15 protein-coding genes are annotated in these 15547 nt (G+C 70.5%); 2 read left to right on the plus strand and 13 right to left on the minus strand.

Features of this window, described 5'->3' with window-relative positions:
- Positions 1-111 precede the first annotated feature (111 nt).
- Positions 112-1271, minus strand: a protein-coding gene (locus BLR12_RS13970) for an IS3 family transposase (RefSeq protein ID WP_255363486.1) whose coding sequence is annotated in 2 segments (ribosomal slippage) — positions 112-1022 and positions 1022-1271 — 1161 coding nt in all. Because the reading frame shifts where the segments join, the coding sequence is not laid out codon by codon here.
- A gap of 994 nt (positions 1272-2265) precedes the next feature.
- On the opposite strand from BLR12_RS13970, the gene BLR12_RS13980 reads away from it, so the two are divergent.
- Complete coding sequence (locus BLR12_RS13980; protein WP_233491153.1) at positions 2266-2733, plus strand: isochorismatase family protein; 468 nt, start codon at positions 2266-2268, stop codon at positions 2731-2733.
- On the opposite strand, the gene pcaD is transcribed toward BLR12_RS13980, so the two are convergent.
- From pcaD to BLR12_RS14035, 11 genes are all read right to left on the minus strand, one after another.
- Positions 2728-3489 (minus strand): 3-oxoadipate enol-lactonase, encoded by a 762-nt coding sequence (pcaD, locus tag BLR12_RS13985; protein ID WP_091379121.1) that lies wholly within the window; start codon positions 3487-3489, stop codon positions 2728-2730. The two genes, BLR12_RS13980 and pcaD, sit on opposite strands and share 6 nt — an antisense overlap.
- Entirely contained in the window at positions 3486-3965 is a 480-nt protein-coding gene (locus tag BLR12_RS13990; RefSeq protein ID WP_091379125.1) for a nuclear transport factor 2 family protein, read from the minus strand. Before BLR12_RS13990 ends, pcaD begins: the two co-directional genes overlap by 4 nt.
- Positions 3962-4762 (minus strand): hypothetical protein, encoded by an 801-nt coding sequence (locus tag BLR12_RS13995; RefSeq protein ID WP_091379128.1) that lies wholly within the window; start codon positions 4760-4762, stop codon positions 3962-3964. Before BLR12_RS13995 ends, BLR12_RS13990 begins: the two co-directional genes overlap by 4 nt.
- Positions 4759-5046, minus strand: coding sequence for a muconolactone Delta-isomerase (gene catC, locus BLR12_RS14000; protein WP_199580147.1), 288 nt, complete (start codon positions 5044-5046; stop codon positions 4759-4761). The genes BLR12_RS13995 and catC overlap by 4 nt, the downstream gene beginning before the upstream one ends.
- A gap of 18 nt (positions 5047-5064) precedes the next feature.
- On the minus strand, positions 5065-6186 hold the full coding sequence (locus tag BLR12_RS14005; protein ID WP_091379134.1) for a muconate/chloromuconate family cycloisomerase: 1122 nt from the start codon (positions 6184-6186) through the stop codon (positions 5065-5067).
- 28 nt (positions 6187-6214) lie between these two features.
- Positions 6215-6520, minus strand: coding sequence for an EthD family reductase (locus BLR12_RS14010; protein ID WP_091379137.1), 306 nt, complete (start codon positions 6518-6520; stop codon positions 6215-6217).
- Positions 6521-6546: 26 nt separating this feature from the next.
- On the minus strand, positions 6547-7596 hold the full coding sequence (locus BLR12_RS14015; protein WP_091379140.1) for an NADH:ubiquinone reductase (Na(+)-transporting) subunit F: 1050 nt from the start codon (positions 7594-7596) through the stop codon (positions 6547-6549).
- A gap of 6 nt (positions 7597-7602) precedes the next feature.
- Positions 7603-8826 (minus strand): cytochrome P450, encoded by a 1224-nt coding sequence (locus BLR12_RS14020; protein WP_218120669.1) that lies wholly within the window; start codon positions 8824-8826, stop codon positions 7603-7605.
- A gap of 123 nt (positions 8827-8949) precedes the next feature.
- The gene (gene catA, locus BLR12_RS14025; protein ID WP_176832517.1) at positions 8950-9795 is read right to left on the minus strand and encodes a catechol 1,2-dioxygenase; all 846 of its coding nucleotides are present in this window, start codon (positions 9793-9795) and stop codon (positions 8950-8952) included.
- A 59-nt stretch (positions 9796-9854) separates the two neighbouring features.
- Positions 9855-11459 carry a 4-hydroxyphenylacetate 3-hydroxylase family protein gene (locus BLR12_RS14030; RefSeq protein WP_199580149.1) on the minus strand — a complete coding sequence of 535 codons (1605 nt, stop codon included), beginning with the start codon at positions 11457-11459 and terminating at the stop codon, positions 9855-9857.
- A gap of 61 nt (positions 11460-11520) precedes the next feature.
- A complete protein-coding gene (locus BLR12_RS14035; RefSeq protein WP_091379150.1) occupies positions 11521-12093 on the minus strand; it encodes a flavin reductase family protein in 573 nt (190 codons plus the stop codon).
- Between the two features lie 145 nt (positions 12094-12238).
- Between BLR12_RS14035 and BLR12_RS14040 the strand changes: the two genes are divergently transcribed.
- A complete protein-coding gene (locus tag BLR12_RS14040; RefSeq protein ID WP_218120670.1) occupies positions 12239-13036 on the plus strand; it encodes an IclR family transcriptional regulator domain-containing protein in 798 nt (265 codons plus the stop codon).
- Between the two features lie 932 nt (positions 13037-13968).
- Here the strand turns inward: BLR12_RS14040 and BLR12_RS14045 are convergent.
- Complete coding sequence (locus BLR12_RS14045; protein WP_091379154.1) at positions 13969-14961, minus strand: helix-turn-helix transcriptional regulator; 993 nt, start codon at positions 14959-14961, stop codon at positions 13969-13971.
- Between the last annotated feature and the right edge of the window lie 586 nt (positions 14962-15547).

Genomic DNA, 15547 nt, shown 5'->3' on the forward strand with positions numbered 1-15547 from the left:
GCAGCCATGCAGAGACGTGAAACCGAACTGCGACCTGGCCGTTGCGGGACGCCAAGCGTGACCACAACATGAGGGACTGCTGCAGCTTCGGTTGACAGCGGTTGGGGCTGATCATGCTGCTACGGCAGCCTGACTGGTGAAGGCAAGCTCGTACTCGACCGGGGTGAGCTTGCCGAGGGCACGCTGCCGGCGGCGCCGGTTGTAGGTGTGTTCGATCCAGAACACGACTGCGTTGTGGAGCTCGTCGCGGGTGCGCCAGCGCCGGCGATCCAGGACGTTCTTCTGCAGCAGCGCGTGCCAGGACTCCATGGCGGCGTTGTCGCCCGCGGAGGCGACGCGGCCCATCGAGCCCTGCAGACCGGCGGCGGTCAGGACGGCCCGGAAGGATCGTGCTCGAAATTGGGATCCGCGGTCGCTGTGCACCACCACCACACCCGTCGGCTGGCGCCGGGCAACGGTTGTGCGTAGCGCGGTGACGGCCAGCTGGGCGGTCATTCGCTCGTCAAGGGCGTAGCCGACGATTCGGTTGCTGAACAGGTCCTTGATCGCGCAGCAGTAGAGCTTGCCCTCGGCGGTGGGGTGTTCGGTGATGTCGGTGACCCAGACCTGATCGGGGCGCTGCGCGGTGAAGTTCCGCTGCACGTGGTCGTCGTGCACCGCCGGGCCAGGCGTCTTGCCCGCGCCTCGCCGGCCCTTGCGCACGGTCGTCGACCACAGCTTCTGCTGGGAGCACAGTCGCCAGATGCGCCGCTCACCGGCGATCAGGCCGGCGCCAGCGACTTCGTCGGCGAGGAACCGGTAGCCGAACTCCGGGTCCTCGCCGTGGGCGTCGATGAGGGCGTTGGTGAGGTAAGCGTCCTCGAGGTCACGCTGGCTGATGGGCGCGGCAGTCCAGGCGTAGTAGGCCTGGGCCGAGTGGCCCAGCACCCCGCAGGTCAGCCGCACGGGGATGCCCTCGGCGGCCAAGTCACGGACCAGCGGGTAGCTCATTTTGGGAGGCTGCCGGCGGCGAAGTAGGCCGCGGCGCGACGCAGAATCTCGTTCTCCATTTCTAGCCGCCGCTTCTCTCGGCGTAGCTGCACGAGCTCGTTCTGCTCGGCGCTGGTCTGCCCATCGACGACGCCGTCGTCGATGTCGGCCTGGCGCACCCAGCGGCGCACCGACTCGACCGAGATGTCGAAGTCGGCAGCGACCTCCGCCTGGCTCAGGTCACCGCGACGGGCGACCCGAACGACGTCACGCTTGAACTCCGGCGGGAACTTCTTGGGCACAGCGACATCCTCTCCGCGAGACAAGGTCCCGCAGAACGAGTGTCAACTGAAGTCGCAGCAGTCCCTGACCAGAGGCGGAAAATAGGGGTCATGACGGGTCAGATCGGACCTTCCAAACCTTTCCGGTTCCCCTACCAGCCGGTCTGTCCTGCGGTTTTACGTGGAGCGGGTGACCGGGATCGAACCGGCATGGCCAGCTTGGAAGCTTGTGCGAAGCCTCAGGCGCTTCGGGACATCGAGGGTGGTGCAAGTGCCTAAGGCTCAGGCGGCCATTGGGTGATGGTGGCAGCGGCTACCGATGGTTGCCTGGGCCCGCACGGCGCACCGGCCCTCGTCAGGCCGCCACTGTCCCCAAACCGGGCCCGCGACTCGGGCAGCTGGGGCATCTGTCCAACGACTGGACGGGAGAAGGGCAGCACGACGGCGTCGTAGGCAGGGCTCGGCGCCACCGCGAGGAGAACCGTGGTGGTGCCGCTCGGCTCCACGGGCAGGCGGTGGACGGCGAGCTGGCGCAGGGTCGCCGCGACGTTGAGGCCGGCGGTGAAGGCAGCGAGCGCGGTGGCGGCGTGGCTGGCGCGCATGGCTGTCTCATCGGCAGTCCGGCGGTCGGCCGGAACCTTCTCCGCTGACCGGCGGGCGAAGGTCGACCTCGGCGCAGGAGCGCCCTATCTGGCCACCGTGGATGCCTTAGGCGCTCTACTGAGACTTGCTAACCATCCGGACTCTTGGTTGCAGTTCTAGTTGCAATTGGCCCAGATCGATCTTGGTCCGCCGTCGTTCGCCGTCGTCCGGCAGAGCGACGAAGCCCCTGCTCAGCAGGCCATTTCGGACAGTTGCGAACTTCAGCGAACGCCGTCAGGTCGGCCTGGCAGTGGGGGTCAGGGGTTCGAGTCCCCTCAGCTCCACCGGGGTGCTGGCGAAAAGCCAGCCCCCTAGTTGGCGAAAAGGCCGGGGCCACCGCACACAGCGGTGGCCCCGGCTTCGTCGTCTGCGGGTGCTGTCCCGCAACCACCAGAGCCTGGCCGACGGCGGGCTGGTCACGAGCAAGGTGCTGGTGCGGGCCTGCTTCGCCGAGAACGCCCCGGGCGCCTGGGGTGACCTCGCGCTGGAACCCGAGTCCGGGGAGATCGTCGTCGTGAAGCTGTACGCCTCGGCGTTCTTCGGGACGTCGCTGGCCACGACGCTGCACGCCGCGGGCGTGGACACCCTGATGATCGCCGGCGTCTCGACGTCGGGCTGCGTGCGGGCCACCGCGATGGACGCGCTCAAGTCCGGTTTCCACCCGCATGTCGTGCGGCAGGCCTGCGCGGACCGGACACCGCGCTGGACGACAACAACCTCGCCGACCTCGACGCCAAGTACGCCGACGTCATCGACCTGGCGGAGCGCTCACGCACCTCTGACCATCAGCGGTCCGCGGGGAGCATGTCGTCGAGCGCAGCGCAGCCGACCCGCGTCATAGGACGTGTCGGCGCAGCGCCTCGTTGACGACCCCGGGAGCGGTCGCGTTCGGCAAGTGTGCGGCGCCGGGGACGACGGCGAACTGCGCCTCCGGGATGCCATCTGCGATGAACCGCACCATCTCCGGCGTCGTCGCCGGGTCTTCGGCGCCGGCGATCGTCAGGGTGGACGCGGTGATCTCGCCGAGCCTGTCGCGCACGTCGAACGCGCCGATCGCCTCGCAGCAGGCCGCGTACCCCTCCGGCGGGGTGGCGCGCAGCATGTCGAGCAGCCGCTTCGCCTCTCCTGGGGAGCGCTCCGCCCACTCGGCCGTGAACCAGGTGCCGGTGCGGGAGGACTCCAGGAACCCGGTGCCCTCCTCGCGCACCTGCTGCGCCCGCACCGCCCACGAGGGCGGGTCGGCGAACTGCGCGGCCGACGCGATGATCGCCAGCTTCTCCAGCCGCTCGGGCACGGTGAGCGCCAGCTGCTGGCCGATCGCCCCGCCGATGGAGACCCCCGCGTAGGAGAAGCGCTCGACACCGAGCCGGTCGAGCAGCGCGAGCACGTCGGCGGCCAGGTCGGCCATCGTGCAGGGGCCCGGTACGACCTCCGACGCCCCGTGGCCGCGCAGGTCGTACCGGACGATCCGCAGCCGGTCGGCGAACGCCGCGACCTGCGCGTCGAAGAGGCCGGTGTCGGTGCCCAGCGACGGGCCGAGCACGAGCACCGGGGCGTCGGCGGGGCCGTCCACGACGGCGTGCAGGCGGGCGGTCATGTGTCCTCCAGGGTGGCGGCGCGGGCGGACTCGAGCGTGAACGTGTGCCGGTCCCAGCCGTCGGCCAGGGGCACCCAGTAGGAGAAGCGCACCCGCTTCTCCCGGTAGCGCCAGCCGGCCTCGGTGCGCACCAGCTCGTCGGTGTAGCGGCCGGCGGCCACGTGCGGGACGCCGTCGACGACGCACGGCTGCCACAGCAGCGAGGTCACCGAGGCGCGGTCGCCGTCCACCTCGATCTCCAGGTTGGACACGTGGTGCCAGAACGCGGTCAGGCCGCCGTCGGCCAGGCCGGCGAAGAAGGCCAGCAGGTCGGCCCGGCCCTCGACCCGGCTCAGGCCGTCGAAGATGCCCTCCGGCGTGAACAGCCCCACCAGCCCCGGCCATTCGCCGTCGTCGAGCAGCCGGCAGTAGCGGGCGTCGAGCGACCGGATCGCCTCGACGTCCTCCAGCCGCCGCAGCCGCTCCTCGATCGTCACCGGGCACCCTCCGGCAGGAAGTCCAAGGAGACGACACCGTCGCCCGCCGGGCCGCCGGCCAGGCGGATCGCGCCGCCAGCCCCGACCACGACCTCCACGCAGACCCGCGCGTCGAGTCTGGTGATCGCGACGGGGTAGCGGCCCGGTGCCGGCACCGCCGTCCCCGGCGGGACCGCCAGCACGCCGCCGGCCAGCCGGCCCTCGACGCGGTGCGGCCGGCCCAGCACCCGCGCCGCGCCGGCGACGTCACCGGTGGCCAGACATGTGCGGACCTGTGTCGACGAGCACCGCACGCCCTCGGGGGAGAGCAGGTCGACGCCGTCGGCGGTGAAGCCGTGCCGCTGACCGAGCTCGGCGAGGGTGGCGACGTCCCCGGCCCCGCGGGCGCCGAACCGGAAATCGCTGCCGACGATGACGGCGTGGGCATCCAGCGCGTCGACCAGCACCCGCCGGACGAAGTCGTCGGGACACGTGCCGGCGAGCTCGGCGGTGAACGGCAGCACGAGCACCGCATCCACCCCGAGCTCCCCGGCCAGCTCCGCCCGCCGGCCCGGTGTCGACAGCGCGGCGGTGTCGCGCGGTGGGCCGACCACGCGGGCCGGGTGCGGGTCGAACGTGACCAGTACCGTCGGCAGGCCCCGCCCCAGACCCACGGCGACCGCTCGCTCGATGACCCGTACGTGCCCGCGGTGGACGCCGTCGAAGACGCCGATCGTCACCGCGCACGGGCCGAAGCCGGCCGGGACGTCGTCCAGCCCGTGCCAGAGCCGGGCGCCGGTCACGGTCGCCACGGTCATGGATTGGCGGAGAGGGCCGAGGGGTGCTCCGTCAGCGGGGTGACCGCGACGGTCATGAACGGGAACAGCGGCAGGTTCCACAGGATCTCGTGCAGCTCGTCGGAGCTCTCCACGTCGAAGATGCTCACGTTGCTGTACTGGCCGACCACCCGCCACAGGTGCACCCAGGTGCCCGTGCGCTGCAGCTCGAGCGCGCGGGCCTTCTCGTTCGCCAGCAGCGTCGCCCGTTCCTCGGGATCGAGGTCGCGGGGCACGGCAACGTCCATGCGGACGTGGAACAGCATGATCAGGTCCTCCTGGATTCAGCGGCGGGTGAAGCGGGCGACGGCGGCCGGGTCGAGCTCGACCCCGAGACCTGGGCCCTCGGGCAGGTGCAGCGCGCCGTCGGCGTAGCGCAGGGGCTCGGTGAGCAGCTCCTCGCGCATGAGCAGCGGGCCGAACAGCTCGCTGCCAAAGCTGACCGCCGGGGTCGAGCAGGCCAGATGGAGGGACGCGACCGTGCCGATCGGCCCCTCGATCGCGGTGCCGCCGTGGCAGGGGATGCCCGCAGCCGCGGCGACGTCGGCGATCTGGCGGGTGTAGCGGAGGCCACCGGACTTGGTCGTCTTGAGCGAGAAGACGTCGGCGGCGCGCAACCTGACCAGCCGCAGTGCGTCCGACGGTGTCCGGAGGCTCTCGTCGGCCATGACCGGGATCGGCAGCGCCGCGTTGATCTCAGCCAGCCACTCGACCTCGGCGCCCGGCACCGGCTGCTCGATGAGATCGACCCCCGCCTCAGCCAGGCGGGGCAGCCAGCGGAGCGAGGTGATGAGGTCCCAGCGGGCGTTGATGTCTACCCGGATGCTCGCGTTGCACGACAGCTTCTCGGCCACCTCGACGATCCGCGCGACGTCGTCCGCGGGATCCTGGGCACCCATCTTGAGCTTGAAGCTGGAGTGCAACCCGGCGTCCAGCTTGGCCTGCGCCTCCTCGACGACCTCGGACGCCGACTCGGTGCCCAGCGCCCACGTCACCGGGATCGAGGTGCGGGCGAGACCGCCGAGCAGCGTGTGCACCGGCACGCCGAGGCTGCGGGCCCACGCGTCGTGCAGGGCCACCTCGACGGCGGCCTTCGCGTAGAGGTTGGCGGCGACGACGTCGTTGATCGCCTGCTGGATGCCGGCGATGTCGTCGACGCGGCGGCCGATCAGGAGCGGCGCGATGTACCGCTCGATGATCAGCTGCATCGTCTCGACCGACTCGCCGCCCCACCACGGCCCGCCGGGGACGACGCCTTCCCCGATGCCCGAGACGCCGCCGCGGGTCGTGAGGGTGACCAGCAGCAGCGGCTGGGCGTCCATGCCGGTGCGCGCGAACCGGTGTGGTCGCCGCAGGGGGACGTCGAGGATCGCGGTGCTGACTCGTTCGATGTGCAGGTCGTTCACGGGGCAGCCCTCCGAGCAGGAGCGGGCATCAGGACGTGCGGGCCGGGAAGTGCAGGATCTCCAGGCCACCCGTCGCGAAGTTCGGGATGTCGGCCTGGGCCGCGGCGCCCTCCGGTGAGGCCAGGGCGGCGCCCATGTCCTCGGCCGAGTCGAAGTCGGCCTCGAAGACGGCGGTGAACGAGGGTTCGCCCTCGGCCGCGGCGACGTCGAGGCTGTAGCGCGCGGCCCGCACGCCGGGCAGCTTCTGCGCCAGCGGCAGGTGGACCTGCTCGTAGTACCGGTTGAACGCCTCGCGGTCGGCCGGGGGGCGGTACAGGACCATCAGGGTGTGCATCGGGGGAGCGCCTCTCGTTCGGGAGTTCAGCTGGCGGTGGCGAGGGGGGCACCGGCGGCCGCGAGGTCGGCGGCGTCGGTGAACTCCTCCTTGAAGACCAGTCGGGGGGCCATCCGGCGGCGCTTGAGCACCTTGCCGGCGGCCTCGACCATGGCGGGGGGCCCGCACAGGTAGGCCGACATGCCCTTGCAGCTCTCGAAGTCCTCCAGGACGACGTCGGTGACCATGCCGGTCGCGCCGTCCCACTGCTGTTCGGACAGGCACGGCCGGTAGTGGAAGTTCGGGTGCTCGGCCTCGAGCGCCCGGAACAGGTCGCCGTCGTAGAGATCGGCCTCGGTGCGCCCGCCGTGGTAGAGGTACAGCTCGGGCACCAGCCTCTCGGCCAGCGCGTGCAGCACCATCGACTTCATCGGGGCCAGGCCGGTGCCACCGGCGATCAGGATCGCCGGCTCCTCCTGGGGCCGGGAGATCCCGAAGACGCCCAGCGGGCCGCGGACGTCGACGGTGTCACCGATGGCCAGCGAGGCGAAGACCCACCCGTCGGTGGCGATGCCGCCGGGGGTCCGCCGGACGTGGAACTCCAGCCGGTGGGTCTCCGAGGGAGGGTTCGCCATCGAGTACTGGCGCCACACGCCTGAGCCCGGAACCTCGAGCTCGGCGTACTGACCCGCGTTGAACGGCATGGCCTCGGTCAGCTCGATCACGACCCGGCGGGTGTCGCGGGCGATGTCCTCCAGGACGACGACGCTGCCGGTGAGGTCGCGGAGCGGGTGCCGGACGACGCCGTCGTCGCTCACCTCGGCCAGCGGCTCAACCAGCAGGTCCGACCGCGGCGTCGCCTGGCACGCCAGGGTGATCCCCTGCTCCCGCTCCTCCGGGGTGAGGGTGAACGCCGGCGCGTTCCCGTGGTCGACCTCCCCGTCGAGCACCCGGAGCTTGCAGCTGCCGCAGGTGCCCTGCGTGCAGCCGTGCGGCAGCCAGACGTTGTCACGGAGGTAGGCGTCCAGGAGGGACTGGTCGCCGCGGCAGCTGGTGACCTTGCCCAGCGTCTGCAGGCGGACGGTGTGCCCAGTCATGTCAGCTCAGACCTCCCAGTTCGCGTGCAGCTCGACCGGCCCGCGGAAGCCCCAGCCCCAGAAGTCGATCTCCTTGGTCTCGTCCCGCTCGAGGTTGGGGATGCTCTCGAAGAGCTCCTCGAGCCCGATCCGGCACACCTCGCTGGCGAAGTAGATGCCCGCACAGCCGTGCTTGCCGGCGCCGAAGGCCATGTGCGGGACGGGCGCGCGGTCGAGGTCGTAGTCCGACGGCGCGTCGTAGGCGTTCGCGTCGTGGTTGGCCGAGCCGTAGGACAGCATCACGACCGAGCCGGCCGGCAGGAAGGTGCCGGCGACAGTGGTGTCGACCTTGTTGACCCGGGCGACGGCCGACCAGATGGGCGAGGTCCAGCGCAGGCTCTCGGTGATGGCCCGGCGGATCAGCTTGGGGTCGTCGACGACCCGCTCGAACTGGTCGGGTCGGGTCCAGAGGCCGGCGATGGTCGAGGCCATCGCGTGCCCCGGCTCCTGCATGGCGCCGAGCAGGAAGACGAACACGGTCGGGTAGATCTTCTCCCGGTCCCGTGTCTGGCCCTCGGGCATGCCGTCGTGCAGCCAGTGGGACAGGGCGCTGTCGTCCGGCTCGACGGTCCACTTGTCCAGCAGCGGGTCGAGCACCGCCCGGATCTCGGCGCGCGCCTCGTCACCGGGGATGAAGCCGTCCGGGTTGGCGAACTCGCCGTTCTCGTCCACCGCCGCGTTGGTGAACGAGACGTTCAGCTTGTGGAACCACTCCCGCAGCTTGTCCGAGCTGACCGACTGCAGGCCCATGAGGTCACCCAGGGCGCGGACGCTCACCGGCTCGCAGAACTGGGCCACCAGGTCGGCGTGCCCGTCGTTCTCGAAGGCCTCCACGTACCGCTTGGCGATGGGGCGGACGAGCCTGTCGACGTACCGGTCGACCTCGCTGGGCTGCAGCGCCGGGTCGACCATCCCGCGGAGCTCGTCGTGCTCGGGGCCGTTGACGTTGAGCACCGCGGGGTGTCCGAAGGTGCGGCCGCCGGCCGGGCTGATCACGCCGTCCCAGATGTCGCTCTGCGACCCGATCTCCTGGCAGGCCGCCCTCGTCGAGGCGATGTGGAGGCCGAGCGCGGGGACGAAGGCCACCGGGGCCTCCTTGCGCAGCCGCTCGTAGAACGGGTACGGGTCCTTCTCGAGCTCGGCCATGGTGATCTCGGCGATCCAGGCGGGCGTCTCGGTCACTGCGGTCACGCGGGGGTTCCTCCTCGTACGTCGGCGTCGGTGCCGATGGGGTGGGGGTGGTGGGCCGTCGGCCCCGTGCAGGGCTGCGGCCTCCGGTCGCTGGGTGACCGGAGGCCGCAGCAGAACGGTCGGTCAGGCGCGCTCGAGCTCGAAGTCGTAGGTGGACTTCAGCGTGCCGTCGCCCTGGTCCTGGGGGTCGAGCACCAGCTCGGGCTTGACCGCTTCGGCGACGTCGCTCTCCAGGTACTCGCCACCCTGGAAGTACAGCTGGGTGGTGATCGGCCGGTGTCCGGGCGCGCGCACGATCAGGTGCAGGTGCGCCGGACGCCACGGGTGCCAGCCGGCGGCGGTGATCAGCTTGCCGGTCGGTCCGTCGGTCGGGATCTGGTACGGCGCGGGCTGGATCGTGCGGATCTCGAACCGGCCCTCCTCGTCGGTGGTGACGACGCCCCGCAGGTTGCCCTCGGGCAGGTGGGGGGCGAAGCCGGAGTAGTAGCCCTCGCTGTCGGCCTGCCAGATGTCGACCTCGGCGCCGCCCAGCGGGGTGCCGTCGACGTCGCGGACCTGGCCGGCGAAGACCAGCGGCGTCCCCTTCTCGTCGTCCCGCATCGGGAGCGTGGCCTTCGCGGGCAGCGGCTTCGCGTCCGGCAGGTAGTAGGGGCCGAGGATCGTGCCCTTGCTGCCCAGTTGGGCCTGTGAGGTGACGTCCTCGACGACGTGCTCGACGAAGACGTCGAGGAACAGCGGCCATTCGCCGCCCTCGCCGACCTCGATCAGCCACGCCTTGGCGGCCTGGAACTCCGGATAGGTCACCTTCTGCTCGCGGATCGCGTTGTGGACGCCTTCCAGGACGCTCCGGACGACGGCGCTGACGCGCTCGGGTGAGACGTCGGCGACCTCCTTCTGGACCGATCGGAACGCCTGGGTGGCGTTGGCGCCGGAACCGGCGGCGGTGGGGCTGTGCTCGACAGTGGTCACGGATCGCTCCTCGTTGAGTGGGTGCGGGCCGCTGAGCCCGCGGGGGTGGGCGGAGGGGGTCAGCGGCGGTTGCGGAAGTAGGAGACGTCGTCGTTGCCGATGAGGTCGGGCACCGTCCAGCCGTCGAGGTCGTACTCGGAGAGGCATTGCTCGGCCAGGCCCTTCATGGCGCCGGTGGTGCCCTGGGCCTCGGCGGCGAAGAGGAGTTCGGCCTTCACGCCCTCGTGGTTGCCGGAGTAGTTGCGCTCGTACAGCTCGTGCCGGCCGCCGAACTCGGTACCGACCGAGTCCCAGAGCGCCTTCATGAGCTTGACGCGGTCGACGGCCTCGATGCCGTTGGAGCCGCGCACGTACTTGTCCAGATAGGGCCGGATCTCGGGGGTCTTGAAGTCCAGCGAGTGCGAGTTCAGGTAGATCAGCCCGCTGGCGACGTCGGACTCGATGATCTCCTTCACCCGCGGATAGCCCTGGATCATGAACATCCGGTAGGTGAGGCCGTAGTCGAGCTTGGGCAGCATGGTGCCGCCGACCCACTCGTCGGGGTTGTGGATCATGGCGTCGCTCAGCGCCCAGAAGATGTTCCGCCAGCCGATGACCTCGCCGACGCGGGTCTGCACGCCGCGGAAGTCCTTGCTGCCGGTGATCTCCAGCGCCTTGAGCAGCAGGCCCGCGATGAAGTCGAGCTTGACGGCGAGGCGGGTGCAGCCGTGCAGGGTGAAGCGGGGGAGGAACCCGGACGCTGGGAAGAACCCGTTGATCTTCTCCACGTCGCCGTAGAGGAAGACGTTCTCCCACGGCACCAGGACCTTGTCGAAGATGAAGATCGTGTCGTTCTCGTCCATCCGGCTCGACAGCGGATAGTCGAACGGACTGCCCATCACCGCGGCCTGCTGGGTGTACGAGGCGCGGCAGATCAGCTTCACGCCCGGTGCGTCCATCGGCACCGTGCAGATGAGCGAGTACTCCTTCTTCTTGATCGGGAGTCCGTAGTGGGCGATGAAGTTGTAGTTGGTGATCGCCGAGCCGGTGGCCACGACCTTGGCCCCGGACACGATCAGTCCGGCGTCGGTCTCCTTCTCCACCTTCATGAAGACGTCGCCGACCTCGTCCGGCGGGAGGTTCCTGTCCACCGGCGGGTTGATGATCGCGTGGTTCCAGTAGAGGACCTTCTCCTGCGATTCCTTGTACCAGCGCTTCGCGTTGTCCTCGTAGGGCGCGTAGAACTCGCTGTTCGCGCCCAGGGTGCCGAGGAAGGCGGCCTTGTAGTCGGGGGCCCGGCCCATCCAGCCGTAGGACATCCGGGCCCAGGTCGCGATCGCCTCGCGGTCGGCGACCATGTCCTCGACCGAGTGCGGTGCGCGGAAGAACGGGTGGGTGACGCCGCCGCTCCCGGTGTCGGTCGGCGTCGTCACCTTGTCCTTGACGGCGGGGTCGTGCATCGAGTCGTAGAGCCGCGCGGTCATGCGGATCGGGTTGCGGAAGGCCGGGTGCGTGGTGACGTCCTCGACCCGCTCGCCGTAGATCCAGACCTCGCGGTCGTCGCGGAGGCTCTCGATGTACTCGTCGCCGGTCATGGGCCGGGTGGCCGTGGGGGCGTCCAGATCCGGGACGCCGTCGGCGGCACTGGTGGGGCCAACGACTTCGCGCTCTTGCTCGAGTGTCACGGGAGAACCCTTCTTCGTCGGTGGAGTCGGGTGACGCGGTGGTGCAGGGGCCGCGCGGAGCTCAGGAGGCGGCGCGGTGCTCGTGGGAGTGCAGCGGGGTGAAGGTGGTCGAGGCGTCGAACCACCCCAGCTCCGGGCAGTCCATGGACCCGGCCCAGTGGATGCCGGTCGCCGGGGCGGCCAGCTCGCGGAAGCGGCCGCTGAAGAAGACGAGGGGCTCCTCGTCGGCGACCTGGAGGTCGGCGACCTCGCCGATGACGATCAGGTGGTCGCCACCGTCATAGGTGCGCCAGGGCCGGCACGAGATGGTCGCCGCATTGCCCACGAGAACGGGGGCGGTCGGACCCTCGGCCCATTCCGGCTCCGGGGACTGCGGCCGGCCCGCGAAGTGCCACGCCGTGTCCAGCTGCGCCGAGGACAGGACGTTGACCGCGAACGGCGCGTCCTCCAGGTAGCCGCAGGCCTTCGACTGCCGGGTGAGCGTCACCTGGCACAGGGCCGGTTCGAGGGAGACGGCGGTGAACGCGTTGACGGTGGCCCCGTGGGGGAGGCCGTCGTCCTTGGCACAGGTGACCACGGTGACGCCGGTGGCGAAGCGGCCGAAGGCGTTGCGGATCGTTCGTGGGTCGAGCATCGGGGGATCTCCTCGTCGAGGTCGCCGGCCGTGCCTGCAGGTTGTCTACTGCCCGCTATGCGTACAATCTGATCGCAGCGCGTGCATGCAGTGTGCTGTGCGTCACCTGGCGCGTCAACCCCTCCGGTGCAGGAAGATGAGGCCGATGGCCATCGCAGACGACTCCACCGGCGAGTCCCCCCAGGTCGACCGCGATCACGTGCAGAGCCTGGAGCGTGGGATCGCCGTCCTGCTCGCCTTCGACGAGGAGCATCCCGAGCCGACGCTGGCCGAGCTGGCGCAGATCACCGGCTTCTCCCGCCCGGCGGTGCGGCGCTTCCTGATCACGCTGGAGCGGATGGGGTACGTGCGCGGGTCCGGGGGCCGCTGGTCGCTGACCCCGCGTGTGCTCGCGATCGGCCAGCACTACACGGCCTCGCACGCCCTCATCGAGCTGGCCCAGCCGCACCTGCTGCGCCTGGCGGAGGAGACCCACGAGTCGGCCTCGCTGGCGACGCTGGACGGCGACGACGTCGTCTACGTCGCCCGCGTGCCGGTGCGCCGGATCATGAGCATCAACGTCTCGGTGGGCACCCGTGTGCCGGCGCACGCGACGTCGATGGGCCGGGTGCTGCTGGCCTGGGCGCCCGTACCCGTGGTCGATTCGGTGCTCAACCGGCGGCCCCTGCGGCCGATCACTCCGCGGACGGTGACCGATCCGTCCGCCCTGCGCGCCGAGCTCGCCCGCGTCCGGGCCGACGGCTGGAGCATCGTCGACGAGGAGCTCGAGCTAGGCCTGCTGTCAGCGTCGGCCCCGGTGCGCGACCGCACCGGCCAGGTGGTCGCCGCGCTGGCATCCTCCACCTCCGCGGGCCGGTCGAGCCGCGGCGAGCTGGAGCGGAACGTCGTCCCGCTGCTGGTGGAGACCGCCGAGCGGATCACCGCCGACCTCGGCCGGCGCTGACGGCGGGGCCTGGCGACATGGCCGGATCTCGCCGGAAGGGGACGGCGGTGAGCGGGCCGCACGGCCCCGCCGCGATGGCTCATCTCGGAAGGGAACCCACGCAGACCTCGGTGGGCGTCGAAGCCGTGGCCGAGCCGCCCGCGGCGTGGGCACACCCCATGAATGGTGTGGCACACACGGTGTCACTGCTGAACGTCGGCTCCCCACGGTCCTCTACGCGGACGGTCGTCTCGGCGCGAAGATCAGCACGGCGGTCCGGGCGTCGTGGAGGTCGGAGCGACGCCCGCAGAGGCGTGTGCAAACCCGCGTCGATTCGTGTGCAACTCGAACGGGTCATCGCCATTCGTGGGCATGGACCTGCGGGTTTGCTTTTCGCCAGGCTCCCACTCCTTGACCAGGCCGTTTTCCCACCGGGAGAGCCGCCTGAGTCGTGGTGGTGCCGGCATGGGGGCCACTGGGGCAGCGTGGCGCGTTCGTGGTCAGCGATCGCGCCAACGCGCGGCTCGATCCAACGCCGCAAGACTGCGGTTGGATCGACCGAACGAGCGGCGAAGGTCTCCAGGTCGATGCACGCCTTGGGGCCGTACGCGATTCCCACGCCCCGTTGCACCATCGTCACGACCGAGTGCCAGTCGGTGACTTCGAGCCGGACGTCGCGATGCAGTCCCCGCTCCTCGACCCTCCTCCACGACGGCGAGGAAGTGCTCGAGCTGCCTCAGCTCCACGGCAGGACAGGTCGACGGAGGACGGCCACCGGAGACGGAGACGCCTGCGGATTCGCTGACCATCGTCGACCCGCACGATGAGTGACCGGCGGCCGCGGTCGACCGGCAGGCACGCCCTTCGCGGGGTGCTCGCCAGGGGTGCGTCCGCCGGTCACGCCCCGAGCATCGACGGCCAGCGCCTGCCGCGGTATGGGCGAAGTGTCACGATCAGCTGGACGGGGCGTCCGTCCTGCGCAGCAGATGGATGAGCTGCTGCTGCGATCCGACGCGCAGTTTGCGGAACACGGCCGAGAGATGGTTGCGCACCGTGCTGGGGCTCAGGAACAGCGACTCGGCGATCGCCGGCACCCGGTCACCGTTCATCAGCCGCATCACGATCTCCAACTCGCGCCCGGACAGCCGGCCCAGCCCCGGATCCGCAGGCAGTTCCGCGGCCATCCGTGACGCGGTGGCCGACCGCAGGACCTCGTCGAACTGCCACAACGCTTGTTTCATGCCCAGCGCGGAGGTCAGCGCGTCGGCGGATTCCTCGTCCACCAACGCGAAGGCGAAGCTCGGTGAGGGCTCCATCGGCAGCAGCAGCAGCAGCAGCAGCAGCTGGCAGCGGCTCGCGCGGAAGCCGAACAGCTGCGGGCGCACCGAGAGGCTCGTGCCCAGGCCGGTGTCGGCACCGCGCGCCAGCGCCTGCAACAGCGGCCGCGCATCGGGCGTATCGATAAGCCTGAACAGTGACTGGCCCACCACGTCTGCCGCTCGGTGGTCCAGCAGCGCGGCGACGTCCGTGCTGACGCGATCCACCGTCAGATGCGCATCGGTCGAGCCGACGACCGCCTCGGCGGTCGCTCCCTCCGGTCGCCGCAGCGCCTCTCCGATGGCCGCGGGGTCGGGCAGCAGTTTCGCGAGCGCGAACCTGCGTCTCTCCTGTCCGTCCACCACGCGGATCCACACGGTCACCGGGACCGTCCGGTCGCCGTGGTGAATGGTGCGCCGCGCCTCGTAGCCGTCCAGGCGCCCGGACACCATCAGGTCGAGCGCGCCGGTCGGCTCGTCGGCGGCGAAGTCCTCGAGGCTTCGGTCCACCGGCGAACCGCCGTCCGGGCACAACAGGCGTTCGGCCACACCGCTCGCGGCCAGGATCTGCTCGGACGGCACCGCGAGCAGCAACGAAGGCAACGGGCAGTTCGTCACCACGTCGAGCACCGCCTCGGGCGGTCCATCGCCGGCTGCGGGGAGCGACGGCCGTCTGCCGTCGGATCGGTGCACGACGACCACCTTTCGCGGGACGTCCCCTGCAGCATGGCACCTAGTCCGGACCAGCGGTGCCCGGCGTCGCGGCGGCGGGAAACGATCGTCTTGGTGCAGCAGCAGGCAGGGGAGACCCCGGCACCGTGGACAGCGAGGGTATGCACGAAGGGCTCGTCGCGGAGACGGCGATCAGAAACTCGCTGGTTGCAGTTGCGGTTGCAGTTGACGTCGTTCGCGGTTGTCCCCGGGTGGTCACGGCAGTCCGAACGTCCAGGTCAATGGCATTACGGAACCGCAGTGAACCGACCTGAACGCGAACATGACGGCCTGGCAGTGTGGGTCTGGGTTCGAGTCCCCTCAGCTCCACCCCGTTGACCAGGGCGTTCCTCCACCGGAGTGACGCCCTGAGTCGCTGCTGACATCCGTCCTTGACTGCCTCGCCACTTCTAACCATGTCAAGGACCGCCAGGAAGGCGTCGGCCCTCTCCGGGCAGATGGAACGGCCGGCAAGCCTGCCTCTCAACCAGGAGCAGCGCGGGAC

Origin of the sequence: Geodermatophilus sp. DSM 45219 (assembly GCF_900104025.1) — a bacterium.
Lineage (GTDB): Bacteria > Actinomycetota > Actinomycetes > Mycobacteriales > Geodermatophilaceae > Geodermatophilus.

Excerpts from the sequence above, each read along its gene's own strand:
- catC (WP_199580147.1), bottom strand. The coding sequence starts at position 5,046 with ATGCTGTTCCACGTCCGCATGGACGTTGCCGTGCCCCGCGACCTCGAT.
- BLR12_RS14040 (WP_218120670.1), top strand. The coding sequence starts at position 12,239 with ATGGCCATCGCAGACGACTCCACCGGCGAGTCCCCCCAGGTCGACCGC.
- BLR12_RS14010 (WP_091379137.1), bottom strand. The coding sequence starts at position 6,520 with ATGCACACCCTGATGGTCCTGTACCGCCCCCCGGCCGACCGCGAGGCG.
- pcaD (WP_091379121.1), bottom strand. The coding sequence starts at position 3,489 with ATGACCGCCCGCCTGCACGCCGTCGTGGACGGCCCCGCCGACGCCCCG.
- BLR12_RS14015 (WP_091379140.1), bottom strand. The coding sequence starts at position 7,596 with ATGACTGGGCACACCGTCCGCCTGCAGACGCTGGGCAAGGTCACCAGC.
- BLR12_RS14035 (WP_091379150.1), bottom strand. The coding sequence starts at position 12,093 with ATGCTCGACCCACGAACGATCCGCAACGCCTTCGGCCGCTTCGCCACC.
- BLR12_RS13995 (WP_091379128.1), bottom strand. The coding sequence starts at position 4,762 with ATGACCGTGGCGACCGTGACCGGCGCCCGGCTCTGGCACGGGCTGGAC.